Below are 16,296 nucleotides of genomic sequence, written 5' to 3' on the forward strand. Positions count from 1 at the left end.
ACTTTAGATAACCCATTAAAAAATTATAAAAAACACATAAATTTGAACAACAATTTTGTATAGGAACAAGATAGATATGAAACACTCTAATTCAAATACCCCGGCGATAAATAACACAAATTTAAAAAAGATAGCTTCGCTTTCTCTAATAAGCATGGCGTTGTTAATGGCTGGGTGCAGTTCATCTGACGATGACGAACCAAACGTTGTAGAGGACGTTGTGGAAGATGAAGTTACGTCGACGCCATACGGCCCGTTTTCAACCGGGACAAGCAGCGCGCCTGTATTTGCTTACTTTGATTTAGATACTGGCACCGTATTAGAGCTTACGGAAGACCAAGCTAGCACAAATGAAGATTGGGATATTGCATTCAAGCGTACCAATATCTACCTAAATAACAATGGTACAACACCTGTTGGAATGTATTTTACTGGCAACAACAGTGAATATTACGACGCTGACGGTGCAGCAATTGTTGATACATTTGTTAATGCAAGTGCTGAAGCCGAACTGGCAGATTATGAAGCTGTATCGTTAGCTGATGTGCCAGCGGATGAAGAATTTGTAAGTGACGTAACCGAACGTATTTTGGATGGATTTTATAACTACGATACAACCACCCATGCAGTAACGGCTAAAGACGACAGTTTTTATATTGTCCAATCAGATGGCGTGTTTAGTAAGTTTAGAGTGACTAATTTGACGCAGTCTGGCTTTGGAATGTCCGACGTCACTCTAAGTTTTGGCGTACAGGCGTCTGGAGAAACTGAGTTTTCGACAGAACAAGATTTAACCTTAGATTTGGCTATGTTATGTGCGTCTGAATCGGCGGTATATATTAACTTTGCAACGGCAATGGAAGTAACATCAACGGAAGACTACGATATCTCTATTCCATGTGCTGATGGTATTGGCTCGTATCAACTTGATTTAGCGGAAACATCAACGGCAATTCAAGATTTTACAAATTCCTTTACGGGTGTCGCTGTTGAAGCGGCTAGTCATTATGGCTTCCAGCCAAATGAATACACAGTAAACGCATTTAAGACTAAAAACTGGTACGCCTATAACCTACAAGGTGGCCATCAATTATGGTCACAATATGGTGTTTATATCATCAAAACAGCAACTCAAAATTACAAAATGCAAATCACAAGTTATTACGATGCCGAAGGAAACTCTGGCAATTATAGCTTTGTCGCTGACCCACTTACAGAATAAGTAAGCTAGGTTACAACTGTCCTCCGGGACTAACTAAGTTGATTCAAACGGGACAAGTTAGGGCGTTATGTTATCTTCCGCGAGATAAAAAAACGCCTTGATTTGATGAATATAAACTTAGTTAGCCCCATCCTTTATTGCCCGTTTTACAGGTTACACATGAAATATTCACTTTCATTTTTAAAAAAAATTGCTCTATTTTGCTTGACGTTGTCGTCAGTACAATCGTTTGCTGAACCACAAAATCGAGTCCAGCAAAACAGCGAGTCTGAGTTGCAGCAGGCACCACAGAAAGCACCACAGAAAGCGTCTAGGTTATTGATTATAAGCTCTTCACACAGTAATCCAGCCAAAGTAAAATTGTTAAAAAAGCAGGCTACTTCCAATAATGCCATGATGCTGAATTGGCAAGTGAGCCAAAAATCGCTGCGTTCTATTAAGTCTCCTGTAGAGTTTTTGGCCCTAATTAATCAATATCACGTTGTCCTGTTAGACAGTGTTTCAGTGGCGGAAGCCAATAAAAGTTTTTCACCCTATCTTCCTTTAATTAATCAGTCCAAGGCCAGAGTGGTTGGTTTAAAATGGCATCAGACTTTCCAACATAAAATAGGTGTGTCTGAATTACAAAGGCAAACTCTCGACCAATATTGGGATAACGGTGGCAGTAAAAATCTTGGCAATATGTTGCGTTATTTGTCTGTTAACGTGCTCGAAGATCCCGCTACACAATCCTTATCGGTCGCATCACCGGTGATATTTCCCGATAAAGGCATTTACCATCCAAAGTTACCAAACCTTATTGTTAGCGACTTAAAACAATATTTTGATTGGCAAGCACCAAAATCGAACCAAGCTAAAATTGCGTTATTGATGAATCGATCAGCAATAGAAGTTGAACAAACTGAGTTAATAGACACAACGATTGCGCAATTAGAGCAACGTGGTGTGCACGTTGTGCCGTTTTTCTTTGCGTTAAGTCGTGGTGAAAAACACTACGATGAATTGTTATATATCGATGGCAATGCCGCCAATAAATTAACGGCAGATGTCGACCTAATTTTAAACTTTAGAAACATTCATTGGGCTAATCAACGTAAGGTTGAATTTGAACGTTTTGGCGTCCCTGTTATTCAGGCCATGACTTATTATGGCGGTGACCAAAAAGCCTGGGAACAAGACCCACAAGGTGTTGATGCCGGTATGATGGCATTTACTTTAGTTTTACCAGAAACCGCGGGGGTTACCGATCCTATGGTGGTGGCTGCAATGGACCGCCGCAGTGGCAATATTGACATTATTGATTATCAACTAGAGCATTTAGTAAATAAGGCCGTCAATTTAACTTCCTTAAAATACAAACCCGCACATGACAAAAAAATCACGGTTTTTGTTTGGGGCGACCAAGATGTCGGTGCGTCATTTTTAAATATTCCAACCAGTCTAAGTGAAATCACTAAAACACTAAATGCGCAGGGGTATGACATTCCCGCCACCGATGAGACATTTTTTACACAAAGAGTTAAAAAAATTCTAGACCCATTTTATCGGCCAGAGCAACTTCAAGGTAAACAGCTAAAAGCCTTTTTAGATGACGATCTTGCAGAGCTCATGCCGATAGAAAATTACTTAGCGTGGTTTAACAAATTGCCAACGGATCTTAAAAATAAAATTAATGACCATTGGGGTAAACCACAGGATAACTTTATGGCGATAAAACGCGATTCAGTTGACTATTTTATATTGCCTCGAATGCGTGTAGGTAACATGTTAGTGATGCGTCAACCGCCGCGTTCAGATAAAAAGAATGATGAAAGTGGTATTTTTCATCAGGGAATCGTACCTATCAATCACTTCTATTTGGCAGCCTACTTTTATGCCCGTGAGTTTTGGCAAGGCGACGCTATTGTTCATTTAGGCACACATGGTTCGCAGGAATATTTAGGTGGAAAAGAGCGTGGCTTATCGATTTATGATCAAGGCAATCTAGCGGTTTGGGATACGCCCGTGGTGTATCCATTTATTGTCGACGATGTAGGTGAGGCGATGCAAACAAAACGACGTGGTCGTGCAACGGTCGTTTCTCATATGACACCGCCATTTGCCGCAGCTGGCTTGCAAGGTGATATTGTGGTTTTACATGAATTGATGCACCAATACAGCCAGTTAGATAATGGCGGTGTCAAACAAAAGACGGCGAAGCAGGTGGTAGAACAGTGCTTTACTTTAAATATCTGTAAGGATATCGCCTGGGAACAAGCCGATATTGAGAAAGACTTTGATGGATTTTTTGACGATCTGCACAGCCATATGGAAGCCCTCGCAACCGCCAATCAACCACTGGGCTTACATACTTTTGGGCAGTTACCCGAGACTCGTTTGGTCGTTAGCACCTTAATCCAAATGTTGGGCAGTAAATTTACGGCCTTAGCACAGGAATATGAGCACGATGTCGTCGGATTACACGAGGGGCTGGGGCACAATTCCGATGCTGCCAAAACCGAGTCAAACGAGCATCTTATTGAAAACGTCGAAATTGAAAATCTACCTGGGTTTTACACTGTGTTAAACCACGTCGTGAACGGGGTAAGAGCAGTGGACGCTGCGAATGGCGTAAACGGTAAAACCAACAACAAAAGTCAGTTACCAGAGGAATTAATAGAACACGTTAAACGTGGACAAAGTCTTTACCAAGGATTAACACAGATAAGAGAACTGCAAAGTTTATCGGACTTTCTCAACGGACGATATATCCCAGTAAAAACCGGTGGCGACCCCATCCGTCACCCAGAGTCTCTGCCAACGGGTTTTAATCTGTACGGATTTGACCCAGCAAAAGTACCTACTAAAGCCGCATTTGAACAAGGTAAAGAACTGATCAATCAAATGATAAGTGACCACCAAGCCAAACATGGAAAATTTCCAGACAAGATGGCGTTTTCACTGTGGTCTATCGAAACCATGCGTCATTATGGGGTGTTAGAATCCCAAGCCTTATATGCTATGGGCGTTCGACCAATTTGGTCTGAAACCGGTCGCGTTCTTGGTTCTGAAGTGATCCCGTATTCAGAGCTTAAACGACCTCGTATTGATGTTGTTTTATCCGCCACGGGCTTATATCGAGATGCGTTCCCAAATGTTATGCAGCGCCTGGCGAAAGCAGTGCAGCAAGTGGCGGAACTTAAAGAAGATAACAACCCGATATGGCAAAACAGTCAACGTGTTAAAGCCGAATTATTAGCACAGGGCGTCGAACAAGAAGATGCTGAATATTTGTCGACGGTTCGCGTATTTTCAAACCAGTCAGGTGATTATGGTTCGGGTGTTGATGGTCTGGCCTGGGCAAGTGACAAGTGGGAAAATGACAGCGTCATTGCCGACAATTATATGAACAAAATGGGATTTTATTTTGGCGCAGACAAGTCACGTTGGGGCAAAAAAATAACGTCAAAAACCGGCGAGCCGATTAACCTATATGGCAAGCAGTTGTCAGGCACCGACATCGCCTTGTTCTCCCGTTCGTCAAATGTATTTGGCATGTTAAGTTCAGACGACCCATTTGAGTATTTTGGTGGCATAAGCTTAGCGGTTCGAAACCTAGACGGGGCAAGTCCCGACATGGTGGTATCGAATCTTCGTGATGCAAATAATGTGAAAGCAGAAGATGCCTCTCGCTTTTTAGCACGCGAGCTTAGAACGCGTATTTTCCATCCACGTTGGATTAAGGAAATGCAGAAAGAAGGTTACTCCGGTGCTGTGTCGTTAAGCAGTAGAATGGATAACTTTTTTGGTTGGCAAGTCGTTGACCCTAACTTGGTTAGAAGTGATCAGTGGGACGAATATCTAGACATCTATGTAGATGACAAACTCAATTTAGACTTAGATGAATGGTTTGAAAAAACCAATCCAGAAGCTCTCGCCCGTATGATGCAACGTATGTTAGAAGCGCAGCGTAAAGACTATTGGCAGGCAAATGACGAGCGCTTAGAAACGCTAGTCAAACGGTACAGTGAGTTTGTCGAAAAATATAATCTATTTGTCGATAATGAAAAGCTTAAACAACATGTCACCGAGTTAGCTGCTGGCTATGGGTTAGCCGCACCGCAGTTTTCTGCTGATGCATCGCAGGTAAAAACAGAACCAACTGATGTACAGCCACCAAAGGCAGCAGAAAGCAACACAAGTGAAGTTGAGCAGGTCACAGGCCAAAAGCTTGAACTGCAACCGCAAGCGACGGAATCTGAACCAGATTATTCATATCTATTCAGTATCTTAGGCGTTGTTCTTATTATTTTAGGTGGCATGTATTACGAAGTGATCAAGGGCAAGATGTTAATGGCCCGCAGGCCATAAAACGTCATTTTTAATTTAAAAATGGCAGCGCCACATTGGTTGTTTAGTTTAAAGTTAATTTTTAACGAACATAACCAATGTGGACCTGTTTTATTTTGCGCTTATGTTAGGTCTCAGTTTCCGATCCATTAACACCGGCATTAACGGGTTTGAGTTTTGAAGGTTAACTAGGTCATTTAACTTCGTTATTTCGATTAAAAGCCGTTTTACATTTTTCCGGTCTTTTAATACGACAATTAAGCCAATAAATAAAAATGTGTTAAATAAAAACTCGAACAATGCCGCATCCATACATAGTGATCCAAAAACCAATTTGAACCTGTAAGACTACCGATAATAAAGGACTACGTAAAGCAGCTGCTACTGAGCAATTAAACCTGGAATTAGCGGCTTTTGTTACGAATTGTAGACTCTCGTGTCACTAAACTCGGGAGATATTTAAGACCTTCGGGGGCTGAATATTGCTCAGGTGACTCCCTATATTCAAGTGCCAATAACGCCGCATTTGCAGCCATATCTTCAATTGGATAATTTAATGTGGTCAATTTAGGCCGCGAATATCGAGACAGTAAAACATCATCAAACCCGATCACTGAAATGTCCTGGGGAACACGAAAACCGTTATCTTCAAACGTAGAGATTGCGCCAATGGCCATGGCATCGTTGTAGACAAATAAAGCGGAAAACGGAATGTTTTGTGAGAGTAACTCTTGAGCGGCTATTTCACCACCTTGGAGGGTAGGCTCTTGTTTTGCGATTAATTTGTTTTCTAATGTAAAACCAGCATCTAGGATACCGTCTTTAAATCCTTGAAGGCGTAATAAAGGATCGTCAATTTCGTATTGGCTGGTAATACTGGCAAAAGAGTTATGCGCCATTGCTAATAAATGGCGTGCGGCAAGCTTTCCACCTTCCGCGTTATCAAGCCAGACACAACGGTGTTTAATCCGTTCGATAAATCGGTCAATGAGTATTAATCCCGGCACCCGTTTTGATAATTCAACAAGCTCGTCGTCACTTAATTTTTTGCTGTGAATGACCACAGCATCACAACGTCGTTCCAATAATAAGTTTATTGCCTGACGTTCAGAACTTTCACTTATCAATCCCGTACTTAACAGGACTTGCATGTTTTTTTCACGGGCAATTTTGTCTACACCGTGGGCGAGGGAAGCAAAAAATGGGTCAGTTAAATCAGGGATCACAACACCAATGGTGGTATTTTTTTGAGTCACTAAAGCACGGGCATTGGCATTAGGCATGTAGCCAATTTCCTGCATGATTTTTAATACCCGGTTTCTGGTTTTTTCTCCGACCTTAGGGCCCTTATTTACAACCCGAGAAACGGTGGCGATGGACACGCCTGCTATTCTTGCGACATCTTTTATTGTGGACATTGAAAACTGATTTAAATCCGCTGGTTAACCCGATGCCGGCCATCATACCTCTAAGCCTTTCGTTATTGCAAAAAGTTTGTCTTGCGACACCAACGGTCAGTTAATTGTTATTGGAGATTTAAAAATTATTTTCAAAAGTTAATTGACGTTAAAAATGTAAACGTTTACCCTAGTTCCATATTCATCGTTAATAAAACCAAAACGAGTGTTAAAAATGGCTAATGAATTTGATCCAACTGAACATCCACATCGTCGTTATAATCCATTAATTAATGAGTGGGTGCTGGTTTCTCCACACCGTGCGAAACGTCCTTGGCAAGGCCAAGTTGAAACGTTAGACGAAGACCAAAAGCCGTCTTATGACGAAAAGTGCTTTTTGTGTTCAGGTAATACTCGTATTAATGGTGAAGTGAATGACAAATATGAAAAAACGTTTGTTTTTCAAAATGATTTTGCAGCCTTAAAAACGGATACACCGCAGTTAGAAACAAACGACCCATTATTTAAAATGGCAACAGAGCAGGGCGAAAGCCGTGTTATTTGTTTCTCGCCAGATCACAGTAAAACATTGCCTCAATTGTCAGTTGCAGAAATCGCCGAAGTTGTGAAAACCTGGCAGGACCAATGTGAAGATTTAGGTAAAACCTATAACTGGGTACAAGTGTTTGAAAACAAAGGTTCAATGATGGGATGTTCTAATCCACACCCACATGGACAGATTTGGGCGCAACAACAATTACCGACATTAGTTGAGAAAAAACATAATGCACAAGCCGAGTACTTAAAAGCACATGGCCGTAATTTATTAGCTGATTATGCTCAACGTGAAGTAGACGCTGACGAACGTGTCGTTGTCATAAATGATGACTGGGTTGTGGTTGTTCCGTATTGGGCTGGTTGGCCATTTGAAACGTTATTATTACCTAGATTCCCAATTCAACGCATGACTGAACTAACGGCCGAGCAGCAAGTTACGCTGGCGGATATTATTCAACAGATCACGATTCGTTATGACAATCTATTTAATTCGTCTTTCCCATATTCAATGGGCTGGCATGGTGCACCATACGACGGTGAAGAACATGCTGAATGGACGTTACATGCAAGTTTCTTCCCACCACTTTTACGGTCAGCAACGGTTCGTAAGTTTATGGTTGGTTATGAAATGATGGCTGAGTCGCAACGTGATTTAACTGCTGAACAAGCCGCAACACGTCTAAAAGACGTTTCTTCTGTACATTATAAGGCGGGCGCATAATGTCTCAACAAACAAACTTAACTGAAATTTTTCAACAGCAATACGGATACCAACCGGCAGTCATTTGTCATGGTCCTGGACGAGTTAACTTAATCGGTGATCACACTGATTACAACGATGGCTTTGTATTGCCAGCGGCTATTAACTTCGGGACTAACATCGCAGCGTCAACTCGTGATGACCAAACAGTGCGTGTGTTAGCGGTAGATTGTGACGGCGAAAGCGCTGAATTTTCGTTAACAGACATCAAATTTGATGAAGACAAAATGTGGTTGAATTATGTTGGTGGTACTTTGTTAGCACTGCTTAAATCCAACCCAGAAATTAAAGGTGCTGACCTCGTTGTCACTGGTAACGTACCTCAAGGTGCTGGACTAAGTTCTTCAGCCAGTTTTGAAATTGCGATTTTAAAAACATTCAGCGAATTATATCAGCTAGGTCTAGACGGCGTGAAAGCGGCGCTAATGGGGCAGCAAGCAGAAAACGAATTTGTAGGTTGTAACTGCGGCATTATGGATCAACTTATTTCTGCGATGGGTAAAGAAAGCAATGCGATGTTATTGGATTGCCGAAGCTTAACGTTTAAACATGCACCAATTCCACAAAATATGGCATTGGTTATTATCAATTCTAATGTAAAACGTGGTCTTGTAGACAGTGAATACAACACGCGTAGAAAGCAGTGTGAAGCGGTAGCGGCGTATTTTAATAAGCCAGCGCTTCGTGATGTAAGCTTAGCAGAATTAGAAGCGGCGCAGTCAGATATTGAACCTGAATTATACCAACGTGCTAAACACGTGGTTACTGAGAACGACCGAACAGAAGCAGCGCTTGTTGCACTGCAAGCAAATGATATGGCGACAATGAGTGAATTAATGCGTAATTCACATTTATCGCTTAAAAACGATTTTGCGGTCACAACGCCAGAAATGGACTACTTAGTGGATATCGTTCATCAAGTTTTAGGCAACAAAGGTGGCGTTCGAATGACGGGCGGTGGTTTTGGTGGCTGTGTTGTCGCGCTTGCACCAAATGAGCTAGTTGACGATATTAAAGCAACGATTTCTGAATTGTATCAATCACAATCGGGATTAGTTGCAGACGTTTATGTGTGTGTTGCCAAGGATGGTGCCTTCCATTCCAAATAGAAATAAAAATAAAAGTAACGGGGACAGGTGATTTGGTAAATTACACTAGCCTGTAATATCGCTAAATTGTCCCTGTTGATGTTTTGTGTGTGTGAGTTCTGGAGTATTGTGTTTATTGTAAAGCGTAGATGGATCTGCGTTGTTACTTTATTTGCCGTGCGTTTCAATACTCCAGAATTTCACTTCAAAATCAACAAGGCCGGCTCTCGGCCTTTTTAATGTTAGATGAGTCCAACATGAAAATTCTAGTTACAGGTGGTGCCGGATATATCGGTTCACATACCGTTTTATCTCTTCTTAATAAAAATTTCGACGTCGTTGTCTATGACAATTTATGTAATTCAAGTGAAGAATCACTCACTCGTGTTAAACAGCTTACTGGCAAAACAGTCGAGTTTATTGAAGGTGATATTCGCGATAAAGAAAAATTAAGTTCGGTGTTTACTGCACACAAGATCACGTCAGTTATCCATTTTGCGGCGTTAAAAGCGGTTGGTGAATCATCTCAAATTCCACTGAGTTATTATCAAAACAATGTGCATGGTTCTATTTGTTTATTAGAAGTCATGGAAAAATTTGGGGTACAGGACTTTATTTTCAGCAGTTCAGCCACAGTATATGGAGAGCAAAACACAGCGCCATATGTTGAAACAATGACATTAGGCCGGCCTTCAAGTCCTTATGGCACGAGTAAAGTCATGGTTGAAAATGTAATGGCAGATTTTGCGTTAGCAAATAATAAATTTAGAGGGGTATCTCTAAGATACTTTAACCCAATTGGCGCCCATGAAAGTGGTCAAATTGGCGAAGATCCAAAAGGTATTCCAAATAATTTATTGCCGTTTGTTGCACAAGTTGCTGTTGGTAAAAGAGATAAGCTAAATATATTTGGCGACGATTACCCAACTAAAGATGGGAGCTGCGAACGCGATTATTTACATGTAATGGATTTAGCTGAAGGCCACGTTGCTGCATTAAATTGGTTACATAAACACGATACCTTTGCGGGTGTTGAGGCGTTTAATTTGGGGACTGGACAAGGTATATCCGTGTTCCAAATTGTTAACGCATTTGAACAGGCGACCGGACAAACGATACCGTTTGACGTTGCGCCACGTAGGGCAGGCGATTTAGCGGCTTTTTGGGCAAATGCCGAAAAAGCGAATACAGAATTAGACTGGCAGGCCAAACGTAATTTAGACGACATGATGGTAGATACGTGGCGTTGGCAGTCTGGGAATCCAAACGGGTACAGAAAAGATGACGGAATTAGTTAAAACAGTATTAAAAAATGACATCGGTATGGAAGTGACTTTAGTCAATTTTGGCGCGAGGATCACTTCGGTAAAATACCCTGTCATTGATAAGTTGCAGGAAATGCTGGTCCGTTACGACACAACCAAAGAGTTTGTATCGGACCCATTTTATCTTGGCGCGACGTGTGGCCGAGTGTGTAATCGAATTGAAAATGCTAAATTTGAAATTGATGGGCAACAATATACGTTACCTGCTAATGATGGAGATAACTGCTTACACGGCGGTGATGACAACATTTCGTTGCAATATTGGCAGCTAGAGCAAGACAGTTTGACCGCTCAGTATGCTAAATTCACTTTAGATGTCAGCGACGGCCACAATGGTTTTCCTGGCAATGTGCAACTGGCGGTGACCTATCAACTTTCTGAAAACGGCGCGTTGACCATTGATTATTGGGGGGTTACTGATAAGAAAACGCCACTTAATTTAACCAATCACGCTTACTTTAATTTAGGTGAAAAGAGCTGTTTTGATCTGCAACTCAAGTTATCAGCAGATGGCTTTTTAGAACGCAGTTCTGCGGGTATTCCAACGGGTGAATTACTTAATATTGACGATATGGGCGTGGACTTTGCCGCAGGCCGTTCAATTGCCGAACTAATCGATTTAAATAAATTTGCTCAAGTAAAAAATGAAGAGGGCTTCGATACTTGCTTTGTTTTAAAACCTGAAAGTGAAATTAAAGCCGAACTTCGTTCTGTTAAAAATCGAGTTAAAATGACAGTGATGACGGATCAGCCATCGATTCAGCTTTATACCGGTAAGTTTTTAGATGATCCATTCAGGCCTTATCAGGGGGTTTGCTTAGAATGCCAGGATTATGTTGATGCCACAAATCAACCGCATTTTCCTAGTATTTTATTGTCACCTGGTGAAGAGTATCAGCGTCAGATAGTTTATAAATTTAGCGCTTATTAACCGTCGTTGGAAACAATTGATTGGCAAAATGCAAACCAATATTGAACCGAAAAGTTTAAATATTAGTTTGGTTATTACTAAATTTACAGCAGTATGAAAAAACCAGTTGTTAGTTATAACTGTTGGAAATTGTTCATTTATAATTTATTAGTATATTCTTTTCAATATCTGAACCAAATTATGAAAGAGTGAGTGATGAGTCAATCACAACGTGATATTAAACTGAGATTTTTAGCTGAACCGCAAGATGTCAACTTTGGTGGCAAAGTGCATGGTGGTGCGGTAATGAAATGGATTGACCTTGCAGCTTATGCGTGTGCCGCTGGTTGGAGTGGTCGATACTGCGTTACCGCTTATGCTGGTGGCATTCGATTTGTGGCACCAATTCATGTGGGTTCATTAGTTGAAGTGGCGGCAAAAGTGGTATACACAGGTACTTCCTCAATGCATATTGCAATTGAAGTAAATGCCTGTGATCCAAAGTCACTTAATCGCAGAACAACTACAACCTGTATCGTTATTATGGTGGCTGTTGACCAAAATGGTCAGCCAGAAAAAGTTCCGCAGTGGGAACCGGTAGAAGAAGAAGACATTGTTCAACGTGAATCTGCTATTCGATTAATGGATATGCGTAAAGAAATTGGCGAAGAAATGCAGTGTTTTCATAACAAAATTAGCTAAAAATTCTTCTAAATTCAGTTTTAAAAATCAACAGGTAAGTCTATGCCGGATTTACCTTGTTGAGCTTAATGTTTTCACCATTAGCAAAGCAATATTTAGTAAGTTAATTTTACCTTAACAATATTGTTTAAATAATTGTGAATTCACGGATGAAAAATTATCAATCAGTGGTTGAGTCAATATTTGCTATCCGCTAGAATTTAAAGGTATGCAGCTTTAAATCGACGGTGGATTTAGTCCGGCGTTAGGAATGTATTTTGTACCATCTCCCTCGGTGGTTCCCTTGCCGGTGGCTCGCTCGGGAACTACCACTCAACTCCATTTCCAGAACTATTATCTTTGCGACTACTCTTAACTTTCATTTAAAACCACTTCAGTTAAAATAAAGTCATTCTATTTAGCGTTTATTCGTTAATTTTTAACCTGTTGTTAAGGATACAAAATGGCACCTGGCGTACTGATATGGGATCTACCAACACGATTATTCCACTGGCTATTAGTTTTGTCGTTTTCTGCGAGTTTTATTTTTGCAAAATTGGGTAGCGAGTTTATCGACTGGCATTTGCGAAGTGGATATGTCGTTTTGGCCCTTTTGACATTTCGCCTAATGTGGGGGATTGTTGGGACTCGCTATGCTTTATTTAAATCGCTAAATCTTAACCCTCAAGATATTTGGCGCTATGGGCGGTCTTTAGTTAACCCAAAAGTAAACGATAATTTGACTAAAACATACGCAGGCCATAACCCGCTTGGGAGTTTGATGGTGGTATTTTTGTTATCTGCAATCGCCATGCAAGCTGTTAGTGGCTTGTTTATGGATGATGAGATATTTACCACAGGACCTTATTCAGGGGCGTTAGGTGACTCGGTAGATGCCGTTATGTCGACTATTCACCATAATCTAATTAATGTCATTCTCGTGGCTATTGGGTTTCATGTATTTGCGGCGTTTTATTATTTATTCCGCAAAAAGCAAAATTTAATCAAAGCGATGTTTACTGGCCGTAAACTCGAAGAAGGCATTGTACAAGAACATCAAATTCAACACTCTAAGCTGATTATTGCGCTCGTCGTCGTAATCGTTGCTGTCTTGTTTGTTTATTGGCTCGTTGTATTAAACGCGCCTGTAATTGAAGAGTGGTATTAAATTTACCTAAGCAGACAAATGAAGTGTGGCAGGGCTCGGGAGAGGTGAAATAAGTGGTACAAGATATTCATGTACCACTTAGTTTCTATCGACGTTTATGTAAACGACTATTAATCTTGTTTGTAGACGTCGTGACAACCTTTACAGCTTTTTCCAATTCCACCGATTGCCGATTTAATGGCGCTTGTGTCGCCAGACTTAGCTTTTTCAGCAAGTGTGCTTGACGCATTAATTAGAGCTTGAATTTTTTTGTCAAAATCAGCTCTGTCTTCCCACACTTTACCTAAAGCTTCTGTTTTAACATCAAACTTTCGCGTATCAACCGAGGTATAGTCGTCGATCATATTAGCAAGTTGGTTAATACGAGTTGCATTTTTTTCGACAGTAGCAGCATCTACCGGGATCTTACCTTTGGCCATTGCACCTAATGAGCCCATATTACTCGCAATTAGCTGAAACATCGCTTGGCGCCATTCAACGGCTTTGTTTGCTTGTTTTTGAGAGCTTGCTGGCTCTGCTATAACACTTGCAGCTGACGCAGTTAATAAGGCGGTAATTACTAATTTTGATCCAAATTTCATCTGTTTATCCTATTTAGGTTTTAACAACGCTATTTATAACTAGACTTTATCTATTTGTAAATTCTACTAATACATTCAGGTTTTACCATAATAAATTGAACAATTGCACCACTTATTTTAGTAGCAACAATTCAGATGGTCCGTTGGCTTTTGCTACGGCGTATAGATAATTGTCGTCGATATCAGCGATGTCTTCATTAGGTTCAACGGGAGCGGGCCGTTTTTGACCGTCGATATATATCATATGCTCACCATTAGCCATTTTAAAATAGAGAATATTATCGTCTGCTAATAATTCAGTAACCCGAAAGTTTGTATTCAACAGCAAGGTTTGAAAGGGGCGTCTATGTTTCCAAATTCCTAACTTTGTCTGGTGTGAATAAATTAGGTTGTTATCGAACTGCGCAATATTCTTGGCGGTTGCAATATATTGTGGCGGCGCATCTAAGTCGAATGTATTTGCTTGCAGTACTTTATCAATGCCGTCGATCGTGGAATGTAAAAATAGTTTGTTTGAGATAAATCGAGGTTGATCGCCCTCTATGTATTGATAGTTATCGATATCCACCCGTTGTCCTATAATATTTGCTAAAACAATTTTGTGGTCTGACTCAATCGCCACTTGGTTACCAGTGGGATCTATTGACATATTTACTGCGGCAAATTGTTCGGGGATGTCTACGATTGGCTCGAACGACTTTTTATTGCTATTCCATGTCGATAACTGGGTAAACTCTGGGTTACGGGTGTCCTTAAACAATAAACCTAATTTTGGGTGTTTTTCTAAAAAGGTAATGTCAGAAGGCAGTTCAATTAATTTTTCACGAAAACGGCTATTCACCTCGATTTTAGACAAGGTACGAGTATTTTTGTTATCGCTGATCACCACAACGCCATTTTTTGTATGGATAGGTGAATGAAAGCCAGCGTATAAATTGTAATTTAGTTCGAGTTCTTGTTCGGCAACAAGTATGTCTTTCTCCCATGTAAATTTCATTAAGCTATTTTTAGTATGTTTGACGATGAGGTCCTTGCCATTCCAAGCAGCTGATTTGAGAAACTCAGTCGAGGTTATCTGCCAAGTTGTCTGCCAGTTACTTTCAATAGAGGTTTTAATTACATTTGTGGTTTGCCAATCGGAAGTGGCCAAAAGGAAAACTTCCGGCGAATTTTCATGGGTAATGATGTTGTAAATCGTTTGACCAGCTAGTTCTGGAAATTCGATGGCTTTACACGCTTGCCCAGTTAAATCAGCAAATGTGACCCGATTACCCGATGAACCTAGGCTGGCATTTGTTAGCAATAGTTTGTTTTGTTTATAGAGAGATAGGGAGTTGGCAATCGCTTTTTCATTGCATCGAAAAAGGTTAATCATACTTAATATTTCTAGCTCTGTTGACAACTCCACTTGTTTTACAAAGCAGTCATGCTGATTAACAGCCCGAAATAGGAGTTGATATTCAGATAACCAAACCGGCGAATATAATGAGCCATTATCCACCAACTTAATTTTTGTATCGTCGAGTCGATTTATTATTTTTAGCTCGGTAAATCCCCCACTTTTCTGGGGCGACGCATATGCGACGAGTTTTTGACTTGGACTAATCGCCACCTGCTGAATTAGCTTGGGTTCTGCTAACAATGTTTGTGAAGTTTTTAGTTGAGCAGGTAAGGTTAACTTTTGATTAAACCGGTCAGGCAAATAAACCGCTAACATAACAATCAGTGATGCGCCTATTATAAGGTTAGTAACTAAAGAGCGGGGTAGATGAAAATCAAGCTTTGGTTTGTTTGATGTTTTAGCAATAGGACCGGTCAGAATATAACCCCGTTTATGTTTGTTTAGTATTTTAATTTCTAAACAGCCAACCGTTCGTAACTTAGTACGTAAGTTAGAAATGACCCGCGTAATTACTCCTTCACCAAGGTATCGATTATTCCAAAATTGATGTAAATCTTCGTATGTGACCAGTTTATCTTTGTTTTTGATGAGATGAAGAAATACGAGGGACTCTAAATTATCTAAGTTACATTTTACTTTACCGTTAACAATTAAATCGGCAGTGTGTAGACAATAGATACAATGTTTCTCTAGCTGAAAAGACGCGTCTTCGTCAATTAACATACAATTATCTTCCATGATTTTGTTATTGTTTTTGAAAGCTAATTAAAACTTATAGTACAAAAAAACGTCAAGGTAAAAGGGATGGTTATAAGAATACGTTATGATAAATAGCATTTTTGCTTATACGGTTATCTAATTTAGATAACGGGATT

At 40.4% G+C, this 16,296-nt stretch carries 11 protein-coding genes; 8 read left to right on the forward strand and 3 right to left on the reverse strand.

All coding sequences use genetic code 11. From position 1 onward, the window contains the following. Positions 1–76: 76 nt before the first annotated feature. Entirely contained in the window at positions 77–1,222 is a 1,146-nt protein-coding gene (locus KO525_RS12290; RefSeq protein WP_215964112.1) for an HmuY family protein, read from the forward strand. Between the two features lie 159 nt (positions 1,223–1,381). After that, the gene (locus tag KO525_RS12295) at positions 1,382–5,572 is read left to right on the forward strand and encodes a cobaltochelatase subunit CobN (protein WP_215964113.1); all 4,191 of its coding nucleotides are present in this window, start codon (positions 1,382–1,384) and stop codon (positions 5,570–5,572) included. Positions 5,573–5,955: 383 nt separating this feature from the next. Here KO525_RS12295 and KO525_RS12300 read toward each other — a convergent pair whose 3' ends face one another. Next, positions 5,956–6,969 carry a LacI family DNA-binding transcriptional regulator gene (locus KO525_RS12300; RefSeq protein WP_215964114.1) on the reverse strand — a complete coding sequence of 338 codons (1,014 nt, stop codon included), beginning with the start codon at positions 6,967–6,969 and terminating at the stop codon, positions 5,956–5,958. 214 nt (positions 6,970–7,183) lie between these two features. On the opposite strand from KO525_RS12300, the gene KO525_RS12305 reads away from it, so the two are divergent. The 6 genes from KO525_RS12305 (at position 7,184) to KO525_RS12330 (ending at position 13,438) form a co-directional block, all read left to right on the forward strand. Continuing rightward, positions 7,184–8,227, forward strand: a complete 1,044-nt coding sequence (locus KO525_RS12305; protein WP_215964115.1) for a UDP-glucose--hexose-1-phosphate uridylyltransferase — start codon at positions 7,184–7,186, stop codon at positions 8,225–8,227. Then, a complete protein-coding gene (gene galK / locus KO525_RS12310; RefSeq protein ID WP_215964116.1) occupies positions 8,227–9,375 on the forward strand; it encodes a galactokinase in 1,149 nt (382 codons plus the stop codon). The genes KO525_RS12305 and galK overlap by 1 nt, the downstream gene beginning before the upstream one ends. A gap of 236 nt (positions 9,376–9,611) precedes the next feature. Then, positions 9,612–10,652 carry a UDP-glucose 4-epimerase GalE gene (gene galE, locus KO525_RS12315; protein WP_215964117.1) on the forward strand — a complete coding sequence of 347 codons (1,041 nt, stop codon included), beginning with the start codon at positions 9,612–9,614 and terminating at the stop codon, positions 10,650–10,652. Next, positions 10,636–11,610: an aldose epimerase family protein gene (locus KO525_RS12320; protein ID WP_215964118.1), complete on the forward strand. Its 975-nt coding sequence runs from the start codon at positions 10,636–10,638 to the stop codon at positions 11,608–11,610. The genes galE and KO525_RS12320 overlap by 17 nt, the downstream gene beginning before the upstream one ends. 195 nt (positions 11,611–11,805) lie before the next feature. After that, positions 11,806–12,291 (forward strand): acyl-CoA thioesterase, encoded by a 486-nt coding sequence (locus KO525_RS12325; protein WP_215964119.1) that lies wholly within the window; start codon positions 11,806–11,808, stop codon positions 12,289–12,291. A 442-nt stretch (positions 12,292–12,733) separates the two neighbouring features. Further along, on the forward strand, positions 12,734–13,438 hold the full coding sequence (locus KO525_RS12330; RefSeq protein ID WP_215964120.1) for a cytochrome b/b6 domain-containing protein: 705 nt from the start codon (positions 12,734–12,736) through the stop codon (positions 13,436–13,438). A 110-nt stretch (positions 13,439–13,548) separates the two neighbouring features. On the opposite strand, the gene KO525_RS12335 is transcribed toward KO525_RS12330, so the two are convergent. Then, entirely contained in the window at positions 13,549–14,019 is a 471-nt protein-coding gene (locus KO525_RS12335) for a cytochrome c (protein ID WP_215964121.1), read from the reverse strand. 112 nt (positions 14,020–14,131) lie between these two features. After that, entirely contained in the window at positions 14,132–16,144 is a 2,013-nt protein-coding gene (locus KO525_RS12340) for a hypothetical protein (RefSeq protein ID WP_215964122.1), read from the reverse strand. Positions 16,145–16,296 lie beyond the last annotated feature (152 nt).

Origin of the sequence: Psychrosphaera sp. B3R10, from assembly GCF_018861025.1 — a bacterium.
Classification (GTDB): Bacteria; Pseudomonadota; Gammaproteobacteria; order Enterobacterales; family Alteromonadaceae; genus Psychrosphaera; species Psychrosphaera algicola.